This window comes from Agrococcus sp. Ld7 (genome assembly GCF_045064095.1).
Classification (GTDB): Bacteria; Actinomycetota; Actinomycetes; order Actinomycetales; family Microbacteriaceae; genus Agrococcus.
On sequence record NZ_JBISGY010000037.1, the window covers coordinates 55,790 to 72,240 of the forward strand.

The window sequence follows — 16,451 nt, forward strand, 5'->3', positions numbered from 1 at the left end:
CGGTTGCCGCGCCGACCAGACAGGGGCGGCATCTGATGGATGTCGTGCTGACCGTGCTGGGGATCGCGATCATCCTGGTCGCGCTGCGCGACATGTTCCACACGTTGCTGCATCCCGCCGGCAGCGGCGGCATCAGCTCGGTGGTGCTCTCGGGCGCCTGGCGGCTCTCGCGGGCGAGCGGCCACCGCTTCGGGCCCATCGTGGGGCCCGCCGGGATGGTGGTCGTGATCGGGATCTGGGTCGCGCTGCAGGTCGTCGGCTGGGCGCTCACCTACCTGCCGGGCGTGCCCGAAGCCTTCACCTATTCGCCGGGCGTCAACCCGGCCGCCTACTCCGACTTCGCGGAAGCGCTCTACTTCTCGTTCGTCACGTTCACCACGGTCGGCTACGGCGATGTCGCAGTCATCGACCCGTGGCTGCGCCACGCCACGCCGCTCGAGGCGCTCACCGGCTTCGCGCTGCTGACGTCGGCGCTGACCTGGTTCACGCAGATCTATCCGCCCCTCACGCGCCGGCGAGCGCTCGCGCTGCGGCTGCACGGGTTCGAGCAATCGGATGGGGTCAAGCACGTGCACGCGCTCGACGCGGTGACGCTCTCGCGCGTGCTCGACACGCTCGCGAGCGATGTCGCGGGTGTGCGGGTGGACTTCCTGCAGCACAGCGAGGGCTTCTACTTCATGGAGAAGGATGCGCAGCTCTCGCTCGCGCGGCAGCTGCCGATCGCGCTGCAGCTGCGCGATGCGGCGATGGAGCGGGCGGAAGCCGACGTGCGGTTGAGCGCGCAGCAGCTGACGGTGGCGCTTGATGATCTGGCGGCGACGCTACGGTCGCAGTTCCTGCGGCGCGGGGATGGGGCGGCGGAGGTCTTCGAGGCGTTCGCGGTTGATCATGGGCACGGGGCGCGGGGGTAGGTCGACCGGTCTCCTAGGAAAGTGACGTGAGCTATGCGGCTGCTGGTGTGAGGTCGACGTCGTAGCCGAGGCCGCGCAGGCTGCGGAGCGCGCGTCGTTTGATCTGGTCGGGGTTGCGGTGGTCGTAGTAGTCGACGCACCAATCCACGGTCCCCGTGGAAGCCCTCCACGCCAAGCTCGTGAACAGGCTCACAAGCACTAAGACCGACCGGCGTCGACCGCAGCACACCCAGCATGGCCCGCCACCAGACCCAGCCATAGCCCACTTTCGCCCATCCAAAGCGGCGCCCGCAGGGCGCCCCGCCAAGCTCGTGACGCGGGCAGCCTTCGGCTGGCCGCTCCTCGACCTACGAAAGTGACGCGCGCGGGTGGGTCCACCGGACTCGTGACGCGCGCGGCTTCGCCGTGCGCTCCTCGACCTACGAGGGCGGGGCGGGGGAGACGCGGGTGAGGAGGGCGTCGGCGTCTTGGAGCTGGGCTGCCAGCTTGTCGCGGCGACGGCGCATCTCGGTGGCGTAGAAGGTGGCGCGGTCGGCGGGGAGGGCGGCGAGCGGATCGGTGGGGGAGGACTCGATGGCGGTGGTCAGCTCAGCGAGCTCCTCGAGGGTGAAGCCGAAGGCCTTCATGCTCATGATGAGGCGGATGCGGCGCTCATCCGCTGCCGTGTAGAGGCGGAAGCCTCCCTCGGTGCGGCCGCCCGACGCTTGCACGAGACCGACCTCATCCCAGTGGCGCAGCGAGCGCAGCGAGAGGCCCGTGCGCTCGGCCAGCTCGCCGATGTGCATGGTGGCGGAGTCTTCGGAGCCATCCTCGGGCGCGGAGGCGGCGGGCGCGGGCTGCTCAGTCATCGGATTCCCTCTTCAACTCTACCGTCACGTTAGGGTAGAGTGTCCCGGGTCGCGCAGGCGACCTCGCTGTCCATTCTGGCCCCGTTCCGCGGCTCGCCCGTTCGGCTGGACGGCCCCGCGTGATGACGCGCACCACACACTTCGCCCGTCGTGCGGCATGCCCGCGCGAGCCAACCGAGGAGCACCTTGGCTACCAGCACCCCCGTCGACCGCCGCGCGCGGTACCGCGACAACCCATCCGTCATGACCGTGCTGCGCAACCCGCGCCTGCTCACCCGCGAGGCGCTCGCCGGCCTGGTCGTGGCGCTCGCGCTCATCCCCGAGGCGATCTCGTTCTCGATCATCGCCGGCGTCGACCCGGCGGTCGGCCTCTTCTCGTCGGCCGTGATGGCCATGTCGATCGCGTTCCTCGGCGGCCGCCCCGCCATGATCACCGCCGCGACCGGCGCGATCGCGCTCGTCATCGCGCCGATCATGCGCGAATACGGCTTCGAGTACTTCATCGCGACCGTGCTGCTGGGCGGCATCCTGCAGGTCGTCCTCGGCCTGCTGGGGGTGGCGAAGCTCATGCGCTTCATCCCCCGCAGCGTCATGGTCGGCTTCGTCAACGCGCTCGCGATCCTCATCTTCATGGCGCAGATCCCGCAGCTCGTGGGCGTGCCGTGGCTCGTCTACCCGCTCGTGGCCGTCGGCCTCGTGATCCTCGTGCTCATGCCGCGCATCACCAAGGTCGTGCCCGCGCCGCTGTTCGCGATCATCCTCATCACCGGCGTCGTGCTGGCCTTCGGATGGAGCGTGCCGAACGTCGGCGATCAGGGTGAGCTGCCTACGAGCCTGCCCGCCCTGTTCTTCCCCGACGTGCCGTTCAACCTCGAGACGCTCTCGATCATCGGCCCGACCGCGATCGCCATGGCGCTCGTGGGCCTGATGGAGTCGCTCATGACGGCGAAGCTCGTCGACGACATCACCGACACCCACTCCGACAAGACGCGCGAGTCGTGGGCGCAGGGCGTCGCCAACGTGCTCTCCGGCCTCTTCGGCGGCATGGGCGGCTGCGCCATGATCGGCCAGACGATGATCAACGTGAAGGCGTCGGGCGCCCGCTCGCGCATCTCGACGTTCCTCGCCGGTGCGTTCCTGCTCGTGCTCATCGTGGCACTCGGCGGCATCGTCGGCCTCATCCCGATGGCCGCGCTCGTGGCCGTCATGATCATGGTCTCGGTCGGCACCTTCGACTGGCACTCCATCAAGCCGTCGACCCTGAAGCGGCTGCCGATCAGCGAGACGCTCGTCATGGTCGTCACCGTCACGGTCGTGGTCATCACGCACAACCTCGCGATCGGCGTGATCGTCGGTGTGATCGCCGCCATGGTCGCGTTCGCGCGCCGGGTGGCGCACTTCGCCAACGTCTCGCGCGAGGTGAAGGAGTCGGATGGCGGCGTCGCCGCGCACTACACGGTCGAGGGCGAGCTGTTCTTCGCCTCCTCCAACGACCTGACGACGTTGTTCGAGTACACCGAGGATCCCGACCACGTCGTGATCGACCTGTCGGGCTCGCACATCTGGGATGCATCCACGGTGGCCGCGCTCGACGCGATCGAGACGAAGTACGAGCGGCTCGGCAAGCGCGTCGAGCTGCACGGGCTGAACGCCTCGAGCGTGCGGATGCGCGAGCGGATGACGGGGCAGTTGGGCGGCGAAGGCTGATTCACGGCCGCACTGCGGCAGGATGACCTTCGGGTCCGTGTGACCGTGCCTCGTCCCCAAGACGGCGCGCTGTCTGTACGCCGGCGCACCGTGCGTCGCCGACCTCGAGCGTGAGACTGGGAGACCAGTGAGCGCGAGCATGAGGAGGTGCGCATGGATGAGCCCGAGGAGTGGGATCTCGTCGTCATCGGCGGGGGCAGCGCGGGGCTGACCGCGGCCAGGAGTGCGGCCGGCTTCGGCGCGCGCGTGCTGCTCATCGAGCGCGATCGCCTCGGCGGCGACTGCCTCTGGACGGGCTGCGTGCCCTCGAAGGCACTCATCGCGGCCGCGCGGCACAGCGCCGAGCAGGATGCTCCCGCGACCGGTCAGACACAGCAGGAGACCTTCGCCGCGGCGATGGCCGGCGTGCACGCCGCGATCGCTGCCGTCGCGCCGAGCGACTCGCAGGAATCGCTCGAAGCGGCCGGGGTCGCGGTGCGCTTCGGCGAGGCCCGCTTCACCTCCGAGCGCGCGCTCGTCGTCGACGGTGACCGCATCGGCTTCCGGCAGGCGGTGATCGCGACCGGCACCAAGCCGCGCGTGCCGCGCATCGAGGGCGCCGACGCCGGGTATATCCGCACGAGCGGCGACATCTGGCAGCTCGAGCGGCTGCCCGAGCGTCTCGTCATCCTCGGCGGCGGGCCGATCGGCTGCGAGATCGGGCAGGCGATGGCGCGGCTCGGGGCGCATGTGACGATCGTGCAGCGCGGTGCTCGGCTGCTCGCCAAGGAGGATGCCGCTGCGAGCGCCCTCGTCGAGGCGGCACTGCGGGCTGACGGCGTCGAAGTGCGCACCGGCAGCACAGCCGCGTCCGTGCGCTCCGAGGACGGCGTATCCGGCGAGCTCACGCTTGAGGACGGCCAGGTGCTGCCCTTCGACGTGCTGCTGGCAGCCACGGGCCGCGAGGCGCACGCCACCGATCTCGGCTTCGACGCGGCGGGCGTGCGCGTCGACGCCGATGGCCTCATCGAGGTCGACGCGATGCTGCGCACGAGCGCCAGCCGCATCTGGGCCGCAGGGGAGACGGCGGGGCTGCCGCAGCTGACGCACATCGCCGGCGTCGCCGGCAACCAGGTCGCGATCAACGCGATCCTCGGGCTGCGCCGCACCTTCGATCGCGATCGCACGCCGCGCGTCACCTTCACCGCACCAGAGGTCGCCTCGATCGGCGTGCTGCCCGACCGCGCGGACCGGCGCCGCCACCGCATCGTCGAGTGGCAGCACGAGCACGCCGATCGCGCGATCGCCGACGGCGACACGAGCGGCTACACGGCGATCGTCGTGGACGGCCGCGGGCGCATCGTGGGCGGCACCATCGTGGGCCCGCGCGCCGGCGAGACCATGGGCGAGCTCTCGCTCGCCGTGCACGCGGGGCTGACGACGCAGGATGTGGCGGGGGCGACGCATCCCTACCCCACCTACAACGACGCGCTCTGGAACGCCGCGATCAAGGACTACCGCTGGCGCGCCAGCCAGGGAGCGACCGGCGCGGCGATCGGCGTGCTGCGGAGCCTCACCGCGCGGCGCCGCCGATGACGAGCACCACCTCGAAGCAGGGCACCACCCCGATGCAGAGCGACGAACGGATCACCAGCGCATGACCACCCCCACAGCAGGAGCGCCGGCCGCGACGCCGGCGACCGCCACCCGTTCCGCACCCGTGGCCGGCCCGCGCGGCCTCGGCGCCGTCATCACCTCGCAACTGCTGCTGCGCATTGCCTCGGCCGCGGCCGCACTCGTGATCGGCAGCTACTTCGTCGATCTCTCGAGGGAGGGCGTGCCTGTCGGGGCGGTGCTGCTGGGCGTGCTCTCCGGCCTCGCCTACCTGGCCGAGCTCATCATCGCCCCCATCGCCGGTGCCGCGAGCGACCGGCGCGGGCGACGGATCTTCCTCGTCATCGCGCCCGTGCTCGCCGCGCTGGGCGTGCTGCTGACGCCCGGCGCATCGCTGGGCGACGCCGCGCCCGCACTCATCCTGGTCGTCGCCGCGGTCGGCACCGCGCAGGTGATCGGCGGCGCCGGCGGCGCGCTCGCGGCACCCGCCACGCTCGGCCTGCTCGCCGACGCCACCGACGGCGATCGGATGCGGCGCGGCCGGCTCGCGAGCCTGTACGAGCTGGCATCCGCGGGCGGCATCGCGGTCGGCGCGGCGCTCGGCCCGATCCTCTACGCCATCACCGGCCTCGGCGCCTTCGCCGTGCTCGCCGGTATCTACCTGCTCGCCGCCCTGCTGGTGCTGCTCTTCGTGCGCGACGGCCCGAGCGTCGCCCGGTCGCACTCGGTCGGCCTCCGCGCCCAGATCGCGGTGTTCGGCAACCGCCGCCTGCTCGCGTTCCTGCCCGCCTGGATCGCCGTCAACGCCATCCTCGGCACCTGGGTCACCGCGCAAATCACCTACGTGCTCGCGGGAGATCGCCAGATCGAAGGGCAGCTCTTCACCGGATCGCTCGCCGGTCAGGAGGGCTGGCTCTCAGCAATCCTGGGCGGCTACGTGCTGTTCTTCAGCGCCTGCGTCGCCGCCTGGGTCTTCATCGCCGGCCGCGCGCCCACGAAGGCGACGCTGCTCATCACCATCGGCGGCGCGGTGCTCGCGTCCGTCGGTCTGATCCTCGCCAACCACGGCCTGCCGCTGCCCATCGCGGCCGTGATCGTCGGCGTCGGCATCTTCCTCGAGGCCGGCTTCACGCCCGCCGCGCTCATGCACCTCGCCGACATCTCCGGCGAGCATGCGGCCGATCGCGGCCTGATCATGGGCGTCTACTCGGTGGTGCTCGGCCTCGGCTACCTGCTCGGAAACGTGCTGGGCGGCGTGTTCGCGGCCTGGCTGGCCTTCGATGGGCTCGCAATCCTGACGATCCTGTTCGCGGTCGTCGGCATGGCATCGGTCGCGGTGATGATCCGCGTCGATCGGCGACTCGAGACGGCCGCCGCGGATGCGTCGAGTGCGGCTGCGTAGGGTCACGGCATGAGCACACGGCACGTCTACGGGCGCGGAGCGCGCTGGTACGACGCGCTCTCGGGCGAGTTCGTCTACCGTGCCGGCCGCATCGCTGGCATCGAGCTGCTGGGGCTGCGCGAGGGCGACACCGTGCTGGATCTGGGGTGCGGCACGGGACTCAACCTGCCGGAGCTCGTGCAGCGCGTCGGCCCCACGGGTCGCATCGTCGGACTCGACCGCAGCGCCGACATGCTCGGGGTTGCCGAGCGCCGCGCCGAGCGGCACGGCTGGGCGAATGTGACGCTTGTGCACGCGGATGCGACCGACTTCGGCCCGCGAGACCTCACCGACGGCCCGGTGGATGCTGTGCTCGCGACCTACGCGATGAGCGTGTTCCCCGATCCGGATGCCGCCTGGCGCAACGCACGCTCGGTGCTGCGACCGGGCGGCCGCGCCTGCATCGTCGACATGCAGCCGCCGACGGGCGCGGCCCGGATCCTGTCGCCGGTCGCGCATCTGGCCGCTGCCGCTGGCGGCTCCGACCTCGAGTCGCGCCCCTGGCAGCTGCTCGAGCGCGACGGCAGCCGGCTCGTGCGCCGCACCCTGCGCGGGGGCCACATCGTGGCTGTCGCCGGCACCGTCGGCTGACGCTGCACAGAGCAAGAGCGCAGCAATGCGGGCCCCTGCCATGTGCGCGGCATCCCCTCCGCCCCGTGGGCATGTCTATGCTCGGCACTAGAGTCCTGGACCATGACGCCAGACCTCGATGAGCACGGCCGCCAAGAGCCACCAGTGCATGGCAACGAATGGGAGACCCTCACAGGGTTCCTCGACTACCAGCGAGCGACCTTCGCATGGAAGAGCGCCAACCTCACGCTCGCGCAGCTGTCGCAGCGACTGCCTCCCAGCAGCATGACCTTGGGTGGGTTGATGAAGCACCTCGCCTATGTGGAGGACGACTGGTTCGGGAGATGGCTCTATGATGAGCCACGGCGACAGCCATGGGCCTCGGTGGACTGGGAAGCGGAACCGGACTGGGAATGGGACTCCGCGAGCTCCGATGACCCAGACGAGGTGCGAACGCTGTGGCAGGAGTCGGTCGCTCGCGCCCGGGCTGCGGCCGAGCGTGCGTTCGAGACAGGAGGTCTCGACTCCCCGACGCGCAGAACCTGGCCCGACGGCCGGGCACCGAGTCTTCGCTGGGTCATGACCCACATGATCGAGGAATATGCGCGGCACAACGGCCACGCCGACCTGCTCCGTGAGTCGCTTGACGGCGAAGTCGGGGAGTAGCTCCTTCCGCGACAGCGATCGCACAGCGGCGCCAGCGTGAGCCATTGCCGCTGGCGGCCGGCGACTACTCCCAGATCTGGCGCGGATGCAGGTGCCGACGCAGCTCCATCACGTCGTGGAGTACTCGGCCGATCACCAGCGTCTCACCGTCGTATCGGCAGATCAGGAAGTGCCGCGGGCGGTGGACCGCTCCTCCGGACGAATGCGTGCGGCTCTGCATCAGATGCCAGGTGAACACGCCCTCACCGAGTTCTGGGCGCATCGTCCGCCCGACCGCGTCGCGACACGCGGCCGCGTCTCGGATCGCCGCGGTGATCAGGGCCTCGAAGCGTCGACTCGCCTCCTCGCCGAAAGCGGAGTGAGACCAAGCGAGGATCGAGCTGATGTCGACTTGGGCGGCATGGGTGAGCCGATACTTCGCCATCAGCCGGCTGACTGGGCCTCTGCCGCGCGGATGCCGAGCTGCCGGACGAAGCTGTCGAGGTCATCGTCCTCGACGTCGTCGAAACGCCCCGAGGCGAGATCCGACCAGCCGTGTTCCGCCGCCTGGCGCAGGACGGCGATCTTGGCCTGATCTTCTTCGTGTTCGCGCTCCAGCAGCCGCAGCCCCTCGCGCAGCACCTCGCTCGCGTTCTGGTAGTGCCCAGACTTCACCAGCGAGTCGACCAGCTCATGCTGGCGCTGGCTCAGGACGACGTTCCTCGTTGCCAAGATCATCACCTCGATTGGCAATATATGCCACATCTGTGGTCTGTGGAAGCCTGGTCCCACATGCGCTGCGGAGAACGTTCGAGAGATCGCGCCTACGCCGGATACAGCATCGATGCGAGGTCGGAGCCGACCGTTGGGTAGCCCATCCGCGCCGACCGCAGCTGCCGCGTGGTGAGGCCGAGCTGGATGGCGAGCGCGAAGATGTTGACGAGCTCGGCGTAGCCGGGCCCCAGCAGGTGAGCACCGAGGATCGTGTCGCTCTCGCGATCGATCAGCACCTTCACGGCCGCGGTGGTCTCGCCGATCCGGTAGTTCGAGTACCAGTCGCTCGTGTCGAGCGAGCGCACGACGACGTCGTGCCCGGCGTCACGCGCCTCGTCCTCGAGCATCCCGACGCGGCAGAGCTCCGGCACCGTGAACACGATGGAGGGCTCGCCGGTGTAGTCGGGCGCTCGCGTCCCGCCCTTCAGCATGTTGGAGGCCGCGACCGATCCTTCCGCGGTCGCAACCGGCGTCAGCGGCTTGCCCTCGGTGTCGGCAGAGTCGCCGGCGGCGAACACTCGCGGATTCGACGTGCTCTGCAGATGCGGCTCGACATGCACGCCCTTCGGGCCCCATTCGACTCCCGCGGCGTCGAGATCCAGCGGCGCGAGGTTGGCGACGCGGCCAGCGCCGTGCACCACCAGGTCGGCTTCCACGGTCGTCTGCTCGCCGTCCTGCTCGATCGTGACGGTCATGACCCCGTCGTCTGCAGTCTCGATCGCGACCACGTCGGTGTTGCGGTGCAGGCGGATGCCGGCACCCTCCGAGCGCTCGACGAGTTGTTCGACGAGCTCGCCGTCGAACCCGCGCAGCGGTCGATCGTGCCGGTCGAGGATGCTGCAGTCGGCGCCTGCCCGCGAGGCGATGTGCGCGAACTCGAACGAGATGTAGCCGCCGCCGACGAAGAGGATCCGCTCCGGCAGCTCGCGCAGGTCGAGGAACGCCGTGCTGTCGACGACGTGCTCGTGACCGGGGAACTCCAGCGGGCGCGGCGTCGCACCGGTCGCGATCATGAAGTGCTTCGACGTGTACCGCGTGCCGTCGATCTCGACCTCGTCGGGCCCTGTGAAGCGTGCGGCAGCGTGAAACAGCTCGACGCCGCTCTCGGTGAGGTGCTGCTCGACCTTCGCGGGCATCGCGTCGGTGAAGCCGCGCTTGTGCACCATGAGCTGCGACCAGTCGATCGCGATGTCGGCGTCGTCGACGCCCTTGTCGCGCATGAGCCAGGCGTCATCGACGACCTCGGCCCCGCGCCGAAGGATCTTCTTCGGGTCGCAGCCGCGCAGGGCGCAGGTGCCGCCGAACGGCAGCGGATCGGTGATGGCCACCCGCCATCCCGCCGACGCGCACTTGTTGGCCGCGGCCATGCCCGCCACCCCCGCGCCGATCACGATCAGGTCGTAGTCGTCAGCCATCGCTGTCTCCTTGTGCTCGGCGTTGATGTCGTGGGGAGCCTATCCAGGCCCGCTCAGCCCGAAGTGTGTCCTGGGTCGCAGACCGGCGCGTGCGTGCAGGCCTACGGTCAACGCATCCGCCGCAATGGAACGACGCATCATGACCACCACCACACGCAAGGCAGAGGTCACCACGAGCTCCGGATTCGGGAGGCGCGTGCTCGCGGGCACCCTCGGCGGCATCGCTGGAGGCCTCGTGTTCGGCCTCCTCATGCTGATGATGGGGATGCTGCCGATGATCGCCTCGATGGTCGGCTCATCCAGCGCTGAGGTCGGCTTCGGCATCCACCTGGTGATCTCCATCGGCATCGGGCTCGGGCTCACGGTGCTCTTCGCGCGGCTGCTCGACGGCTACATCCGCGGCCTCGTGATCGGGCTCGTCTACGGTGCGATCTGGTGGGTGCTCGGGCCGCTGCTGATGATGCCGCTCATGACGGGCATGACGCCCTTCACGTTCGATGCATCCAGCCTTCCCTCGCTGGTGGGGCACCTCATCTATGGCGGCATCCTCGGAGTCGTCGCTGTACGCGTGCTGCGCCAGCGGCGATGATGGAGGCATGCGCCGCCGCAGTCTCGACCTCGTTGCTCCGGGTGCCGCCTTGGTCATCCGATGGGCAGGAGGTCGACGCTGTGCGCCCTGCGGTTGAGCAGCCCTTCAGCTGCCTGAGCACGGTCGACCTCTTCGCCGACCTGAGCGCTGCCGAGGTGGCGGAGATCGACCGGATGGCGCCGAGCCGCAGCTTCGCGGCCGGTGAACTCATCTACAGCCAGAGCCAGCCGACGACCGCGCTGTTCATCCTGAAGGCCGGTCGCGTGCGCATCTTCCGCCTCGCGGAGGACGGGAAGGCGCTGACCATGGCGATCCTCGAGCCCGGCGCGGTCTTCGGCGAAATGCTGCTTGTGGGGCAGCGCATGTACGACAACTACGCCGAGGCGATCGAGGATGTCGTGATCTGTCGACTCGAAGCGCGTGAGGTCGAGCACTACCTGCTGACCGATCCGCGCATCGCGATCCGCGTCGCCCGCCACCTTGGTGAGCAGGTCGCGGTGCTCGAGGAGCGCCTCATGGATCTCGCGGTGCGCCCGCTCGAGACTCGCCTGGCGAGCACGCTCGTGCGGCTCGCCGCCGCCGAACGCCGCAGCAGGTCGGGCTCTGTCACGATTCGCTTCACGCACGACCAGCTCGCGGGGCTGCTGGCGGCGACGCGCGAGTCGACCAGCAAGGCCATGGCCGATCTCGCGGCGCGCTCGTTGATCCGACAGGCGCGCGGCCGCATCACCCTGCTCGACCTCGACGGGCTCGCGATCCTCGCAAAGCGCAGGCCGGAAGCGACGCGCTGACACTGACAGGCGAGGGAATACTCCTGTCCCGCAGTCGCTGTACCCAGTGCAGGCACACCGGCTCGTGCCGACGATGGAGCGGGCCGACCCCGTCGATGAGGAGGAAGCATGCACAACTTCGAAGGCAAGACCGCACTGGTGACCGGCGGAGGATCCGGACTCGGTGAAGCGATCAGCAAGGATCTCGCGCAGCACGGCGTGAAGGTGGTCGTCGCCGACATCAGCCTCGACAGCGCCACGCGCGTCGCCGACGAAATCACGGACGCGGGCGGCACCGCAGCACCGTTCCGGGCCGACACGGCCGTCGCTGAGGACAGCAAGAAGGCCGTCGAGTTCACGGTCGAGACCTACGGTGCGCTCAACTACGCCGTCAACAACGCCGGCATCGCAGGCGCAACCGCCCCGGTCGGCGAACTCGACGTCGACGACTGGGACAAGGTCATCGCCATCAACCTCAGCGGCGTGCTCTACGGCATGCGCTACCAGGTGCCCGCCATCCTCGAGGCCGGCGCGGCCGAGGGCGCCATCGTGAACATGGCGTCCATCCACGGCTCGGTCGCTGCCCCCGGCAACGCCGCGTACACGGCCGCTAAGCACGGCGTCGTCGGCATGACGAAGAACGCCGCAGCCGAGTACGGCGCGCAGGGGCTGCGGATCAATGCGATCGGTCCCGGCTACATCGAGACGCCGCTGCTCGCCGCTGCACCCAAGGAGGTGCTCGAGGGCCTCGAGGCCAAGCACCCGCTCGGCCGTCTGGGCCAGCCGGAGGAGGTTGCCAGCCTGACCACCTTCCTGCTCTCCGACAAGGCCAGCTTCATGACCGGCGCCTACGTGCTGGTCGACGGTGGCTACACCGCCGTCTGATCGTCGAGGCCGGCGCCCCCGCGCAGCCTCGGAAGGCACGCTGACGTGCCGTTAGGACGACCGCGATGGCACTCGCCGGCGGTTGAGAAGCACTTCGAGAGGAAGACAGACAATGCGAGCTGAGATCGCCGGACAGACCATCGCCGAGGCGACGAAGGACGAGCTGGTGCGGATCGAGGGCAACTGGTACTTCCCGCCCGCATCGATCCGCGAGGGCGCGCTGACTGAGAACGACACGGCCTACACCTGCCCGTGGAAGGGCGACGCGCAGTACTTCCACGTGCACGCAGGCGAGCAGCAGCTCGCCGACGGCGCCTGGAGCTACCCCACGCCCTTCAAGACCGCGTTCGACCGCGTGGGCTCTGACTTCTCCGGGTTCGTCGCCTTCGGGCGCGGCGTCGACGTCGTCGAGAGCTGAAGCGCGTCGAAGCCCGGGCCGGCATGACTGGCCCGGGCTTCGTGCTGTGGCGGCGCAGCCCGCCGTAGGCTACGGCTGTGCTCGACCTCAACCGCCTCGTAATGCTGCGCGCGGTCGCGATGCACGGCAGCATCAGCGCTGCTGCGCGCGAGCTCGCCTACACGCACTCAGCGATCTCGCAGCAGCTCTCGTTGCTCGAGCGCGAGACCGGCACCGCGCTGCTCGAGAAGGTCGGGCGCACCGCCAGGCTCACGCCCGTCGGGCTCGAGCTGGTGCGCAACACCGAGGCCGTGCTGGCCGCGATGGAGCACGCCGAGACCGAGCTGGCCGCCTCGCACCACCAGCCGCGCGGCATCATGACCGTCGCGGTCTACTCATCCATCGCGCGGCTGCTGATGCCGGCGGCGCTGCGCACGCTCATGCACGAGCAGCCAGGGCTGGAGGTGCGGCTGCGCCGGCTCGACCCGCAGGATGCGGTGCTGCAGCTCGTGGGTCGGCGGGTGGATGCCGTGATCGTCGACACCTTCTCGGGCACGCAGCTCGCGCCGCCCGGCGTCATCGACGCGGCCGAGATCGGGCGCGACCCGGTGCGCGGCTACCTGCCCGAGTTCCACGCGGTGGGATCGCTCGAGCAGCTTGGCCGGGTGCCGTGGGTGATGGAGCCGGCGGATGCTCCGTCGACGCAGTGGGCCATGCGCGTCTGCCGCGAGGCCGGCTTCGAGCCGAACGTCGTGCACGAATCCTCCGACGTGCTCTTCCACCTGCGGATGGTCGAGGCGGGGCTCGCTGCCGCGTTCCTGCCCGACCTGGTCGTGCGCGAGGCGCGCAGCCGCGTGGCGCCGAGCGCGATGCTGCCGACCGAACCCGAGCGCCGCATCCTGCTGCTGACCCGCACGGGTGCCGCCGAGCATCCGGCCTTCCATGCGGTGCGCAGCGCGGTCGCCTCGGCGCTCGCGAAATATGTAAGCAGCACTGTCGGGAACGCGTAAGCAAACGTCGCTGTACCTAACGCGTCTTCGATCGTACGGTGAGCAGTAGGCCGCACCTCCCCGGGTGCGCCGAACCGCAAGCACCGAGGAGAAGCGATGACGCTCACCGATCTCAGCACCGACACCAGGGGCGCCGCCGTGGTCGACGCACCGGCACTCTGGTCGGCGCAGGCCCACATGCCCTCCGTCCTGGGACGGCAGCTCGTGATCGATCGCGGCGAGGGCTCCTACGTCTTCACCGCCGACGGCCAGCGCCTGTTCGACGGCACCGCCGGTCTCTGGCACGCGAACGTCGGCCACGCGCACCCCGAGCTCGCGCAGGTCGCCTACGACCAGATGATGCGGCTCGAGACCTACCACATCTTCGCCCGCTACTCGAACGACAAGGCGCTCGCGCTGGGCGAGAAGCTCGCCGAGATCGCGCCCATGGAGCGCGCCAAGGTGATCCTCAACTCCGGCGGCTCGGACGCCATCGACGTCGCCTGCAAGCTCGCCCGGCGCCACTGGCAGCTCGAGGGTCGCGGCGACAAGAAGATCATCCTCAGCCGCGAGCACGCCTACCACGGGCTGCACGCCTACGGCACCTCGATCGCGGGCCTGCCGTTCAACAGCGAGGGCTACGGCAGCGATTCGCTCGTGCCCGAGACTGCGCGCATCTCCTTCAACGACCTCGCGCAGGTCGAGCAGACCATCCGGACGATCGGCAGCGAGCACATCGCCGCCCTCGTGACGGAGCCCATCCAGGGCACCGGCGGCGTCAACCCGCCAGAGCCTGGCTACCTCGAAGGCCTGCAGCGGCTCTGCAACGAGCACGACATCCTGCTCATCGTCGACGAGGTCATCACGGGCTTTGGCCGCACCGGCGAGTGGTTCGCCGCGCAGCGCTACGGCATCGAGCCCGACATGGTCACCTTCGCGAAGGGCGTCACCTCGGGCTACGCCCCGCTCGGCGGCGTGCTCGTGGCTCCCCGCGTGTGGGAGGCCTTCTACGTCGACGCGCCCGACACCCCCATCTTCCGCCACGGCGCCACCTACGCCGGCCACACGACGGCAGCGGCCATCGCGCTCAAGCACCTCGAGATCGTCGAGCGCGAGAACCTCGTGCCGCGCGTGCGCGAGCTCGAGCAGGTGCTGCGCACGCAGCTCGACGCGCTGCAGCAGCGGTGCGAGTCCGTCGTCGACGTGCGCGTCGCCGGCTTCCTGGGCGGCGTGCAGCTCGATGAGCGCGTCAACAACGCCCGCGTCGCCGACCGCGCCGTCGAGCTCGGCTTCATCACGCGCCCGCTGCGCGGCAACACGCTGCAGCTGAGCCCGCCGTTCATCGTCAGCGACCGGGAGGTCGCCGACTACGTCGCCGCAATCGACCAGGCCATCACCGATGAGGCAGCGCGATGACCATCACCACCTCGACCGAGACGCGCAGCGCCGATGCGCTCGTCGCTGCCGACGCCTCCGCCATCGAGCGCGCCGACCGCGTGATCGCGGGCCTCGGCCTGCCCGGCGACGGCATCGCGGTGGCCGACCCCGCCACCGGCGAGCAGATCGCGCACATCGCGGACGCCGACGTGGGCGACGCCCTGCGCGCGGTGGACACGGCGGATGCGGCTGGCCGCGCCTGGGCGCGCACCACGCCGCGTGAGCGCGCCAATGTGCTGCACCGCTGGTGGGAGCTGCTCGTCGAGCACACCGAGGAGCTCGCCCACCTGATGACCCGCGAGATGGGCAAGACGCTCACGGAGGCGCGCGGCGAGGTCAAGTACGGCAGCGACTACGTGCGCTGGTACGCCGAGGAGGCCGTGCGACCGGCGGGCAACTTCCGCGAGGCGCCGGACGGCGGGGCGAGCATCCTCACCCGTCGGGCTCCCGTGGGGCTCGCGGTGCTGATCACGCCCTGGAACTTCCCGCTCGCGATGGCCACCCGCAAGATCGCCCCGGCGCTCGCCGCCGGCTGCGGCGCCGTCGTCAAGCCGGCAACGCTCACGCCGCTCACCACCATCTACGCCGTGCAGCTCGCCTACGAGGCGGGCGTGCCGGAGGAGCTCGTGCGGGTCGTGACCACCGGCAGCGCGTCGAGCTTCAGCGAAGCCGTGCTGCGCGACGAGCGCGTGCGCAAGGTGTCGTTCACCGGCTCGACGGGTGTGGGACGGACGCTCATGGGGATCGCGTCCGACCGGGTGCTGCGCAGCTCGATGGAGCTCGGTGGCAATGCTCCGCTCATCGTCTTCGACGACGCCGACCTGGAGCGCGCGATCGACGGCGCCGTGATGGCGAAGCTGCGCAACGGCGGCCAGTCGTGCATCGCGGCCAACCGCTACTTCGTGCAGGAGGGCATCGCCGACGAGTTCGTCGCCGGGCTCGCCGAGCGACTCGGCGCGGCGAAGGTCGGCAACGGCTTCGGCGACGGCGTCACGATGGGGCCGCTCATCGACGACCGAGCGGTCACGAACATGCGTGCGCTCACCGAGGAGGCGCTCGAGCGCGGCGCCGAGCTGCGCCTTGGTGGGCACGGCTACGACAGCGCCGGGCACTTCTTCGCGCCCACGCTGCTCGACCGCGTGCCCGCCGACGCGACGATCGCCGGCACCGAGATCTTCGGCCCCATCGCTGCCGTGCAGCGCTTCTCCACGCAGGAGGAGGCCATCGAGCGCGCCAACGAGACCGACTTCGGCCTCGCGGGCTACATCTTCACCGAGTCGATCGATCGGGCGATGAACGTCGCCGATCGGCTCGAGACCGGTGTGGTCGGCATCAACCAGGGCGTACCGTCCAACGTGGCGGCTCCCTTCGGCGGCGTCAAGCAGTCGGGCCTCGGCCGCGAGGGCAGCGCCGAAGGGCTCGAGGAGTACCAGTCGGTGCGCTTCTACAACATCGCTCGTCGCGCGACGAGCTGAACGAG

17 protein-coding genes are annotated in these 16,451 nt (G+C 70.0%); 13 read left to right on the forward strand and 4 right to left on the reverse strand.

Translation table 11 applies throughout. From position 1 onward, the window contains the following. Positions 1-35 precede the first annotated feature (35 nt). Complete coding sequence (locus ACJJVL_RS12685) at positions 36-911, forward strand: potassium channel family protein (protein WP_405219189.1); 876 nt, start codon at positions 36-38, stop codon at positions 909-911. A gap of 419 nt (positions 912-1,330) precedes the next feature. On the opposite strand, the gene ACJJVL_RS12690 is transcribed toward ACJJVL_RS12685, so the two are convergent. Beyond that, complete coding sequence (locus ACJJVL_RS12690) at positions 1,331-1,759, reverse strand: MerR family transcriptional regulator (RefSeq protein ID WP_405219191.1); 429 nt, start codon at positions 1,757-1,759, stop codon at positions 1,331-1,333. A 243-nt stretch (positions 1,760-2,002) separates the two neighbouring features. On the opposite strand from ACJJVL_RS12690, the gene ACJJVL_RS12695 reads away from it, so the two are divergent. The 5 genes from ACJJVL_RS12695 (at position 2,003) to ACJJVL_RS12715 (ending at position 7,736) form a co-directional block, all read left to right on the forward strand. Further along, entirely contained in the window at positions 2,003-3,466 is a 1,464-nt protein-coding gene (locus tag ACJJVL_RS12695; RefSeq protein ID WP_405219706.1) for a SulP family inorganic anion transporter, read from the forward strand. Positions 3,467-3,619: 153 nt separating this feature from the next. Next, positions 3,620-5,041 (forward strand): dihydrolipoyl dehydrogenase family protein, encoded by a 1,422-nt coding sequence (locus ACJJVL_RS12700; RefSeq protein ID WP_405219193.1) that lies wholly within the window; start codon positions 3,620-3,622, stop codon positions 5,039-5,041. Between the two features lie 61 nt (positions 5,042-5,102). Beyond that, the gene (locus ACJJVL_RS12705) at positions 5,103-6,461 is read left to right on the forward strand and encodes an MFS transporter (RefSeq protein WP_405219195.1); all 1,359 of its coding nucleotides are present in this window, start codon (positions 5,103-5,105) and stop codon (positions 6,459-6,461) included. Between the two features lie 9 nt (positions 6,462-6,470). Further along, positions 6,471-7,091, forward strand: a complete 621-nt coding sequence (locus tag ACJJVL_RS12710) for a class I SAM-dependent methyltransferase (RefSeq protein ID WP_405219197.1) — start codon at positions 6,471-6,473, stop codon at positions 7,089-7,091. Between the two features lie 102 nt (positions 7,092-7,193). Then, complete coding sequence (locus tag ACJJVL_RS12715) at positions 7,194-7,736, forward strand: DinB family protein (RefSeq protein WP_405219199.1); 543 nt, start codon at positions 7,194-7,196, stop codon at positions 7,734-7,736. 64 nt (positions 7,737-7,800) lie between these two features. Here ACJJVL_RS12715 and ACJJVL_RS12720 read toward each other — a convergent pair whose 3' ends face one another. From ACJJVL_RS12720 to ACJJVL_RS12730, 3 genes are all read right to left on the reverse strand, one after another. Next, the gene (locus ACJJVL_RS12720; RefSeq protein WP_405219200.1) at positions 7,801-8,160 is read right to left on the reverse strand and encodes a type II toxin-antitoxin system RelE/ParE family toxin; all 360 of its coding nucleotides are present in this window, start codon (positions 8,158-8,160) and stop codon (positions 7,801-7,803) included. Continuing rightward, the gene (locus ACJJVL_RS12725) at positions 8,160-8,453 is read right to left on the reverse strand and encodes a type II toxin-antitoxin system ParD family antitoxin (RefSeq protein ID WP_405219709.1); all 294 of its coding nucleotides are present in this window, start codon (positions 8,451-8,453) and stop codon (positions 8,160-8,162) included. Before ACJJVL_RS12725 ends, ACJJVL_RS12720 begins: the two co-directional genes overlap by 1 nt. A gap of 86 nt (positions 8,454-8,539) precedes the next feature. Beyond that, a complete protein-coding gene (locus tag ACJJVL_RS12730; RefSeq protein WP_405219202.1) occupies positions 8,540-9,904 on the reverse strand; it encodes a dihydrolipoyl dehydrogenase family protein in 1,365 nt (454 codons plus the stop codon). Positions 9,905-10,043: 139 nt separating this feature from the next. Between ACJJVL_RS12730 and ACJJVL_RS12735 the strand changes: the two genes are divergently transcribed. The 7 genes from ACJJVL_RS12735 (at position 10,044) to ACJJVL_RS12765 (ending at position 16,446) form a co-directional block, all read left to right on the forward strand. Next, the gene (locus tag ACJJVL_RS12735; protein WP_405219204.1) at positions 10,044-10,493 is read left to right on the forward strand and encodes a hypothetical protein; all 450 of its coding nucleotides are present in this window, start codon (positions 10,044-10,046) and stop codon (positions 10,491-10,493) included. Positions 10,494-10,573: 80 nt separating this feature from the next. Next, positions 10,574-11,284 (forward strand): Crp/Fnr family transcriptional regulator, encoded by a 711-nt coding sequence (locus tag ACJJVL_RS12740; protein ID WP_405219206.1) that lies wholly within the window; start codon positions 10,574-10,576, stop codon positions 11,282-11,284. A 108-nt stretch (positions 11,285-11,392) separates the two neighbouring features. Beyond that, positions 11,393-12,148 (forward strand): SDR family NAD(P)-dependent oxidoreductase, encoded by a 756-nt coding sequence (locus ACJJVL_RS12745; protein ID WP_405219208.1) that lies wholly within the window; start codon positions 11,393-11,395, stop codon positions 12,146-12,148. A gap of 112 nt (positions 12,149-12,260) precedes the next feature. Then, a complete protein-coding gene (locus ACJJVL_RS12750; protein WP_405219210.1) occupies positions 12,261-12,566 on the forward strand; it encodes a DUF427 domain-containing protein in 306 nt (101 codons plus the stop codon). Between the two features lie 77 nt (positions 12,567-12,643). Continuing rightward, positions 12,644-13,555 carry a LysR family transcriptional regulator gene (locus ACJJVL_RS12755; protein ID WP_405219212.1) on the forward strand — a complete coding sequence of 304 codons (912 nt, stop codon included), beginning with the start codon at positions 12,644-12,646 and terminating at the stop codon, positions 13,553-13,555. 96 nt (positions 13,556-13,651) lie between these two features. Next, on the forward strand, positions 13,652-14,950 hold the full coding sequence (locus tag ACJJVL_RS12760; RefSeq protein ID WP_405219214.1) for an aspartate aminotransferase family protein: 1,299 nt from the start codon (positions 13,652-13,654) through the stop codon (positions 14,948-14,950). After that, positions 14,947-16,446, forward strand: coding sequence for an NAD-dependent succinate-semialdehyde dehydrogenase (locus ACJJVL_RS12765; RefSeq protein WP_405219215.1), 1,500 nt, complete (start codon positions 14,947-14,949; stop codon positions 16,444-16,446). The genes ACJJVL_RS12760 and ACJJVL_RS12765 overlap by 4 nt, the downstream gene beginning before the upstream one ends. Positions 16,447-16,451: the final 5 nt, after the last annotated feature.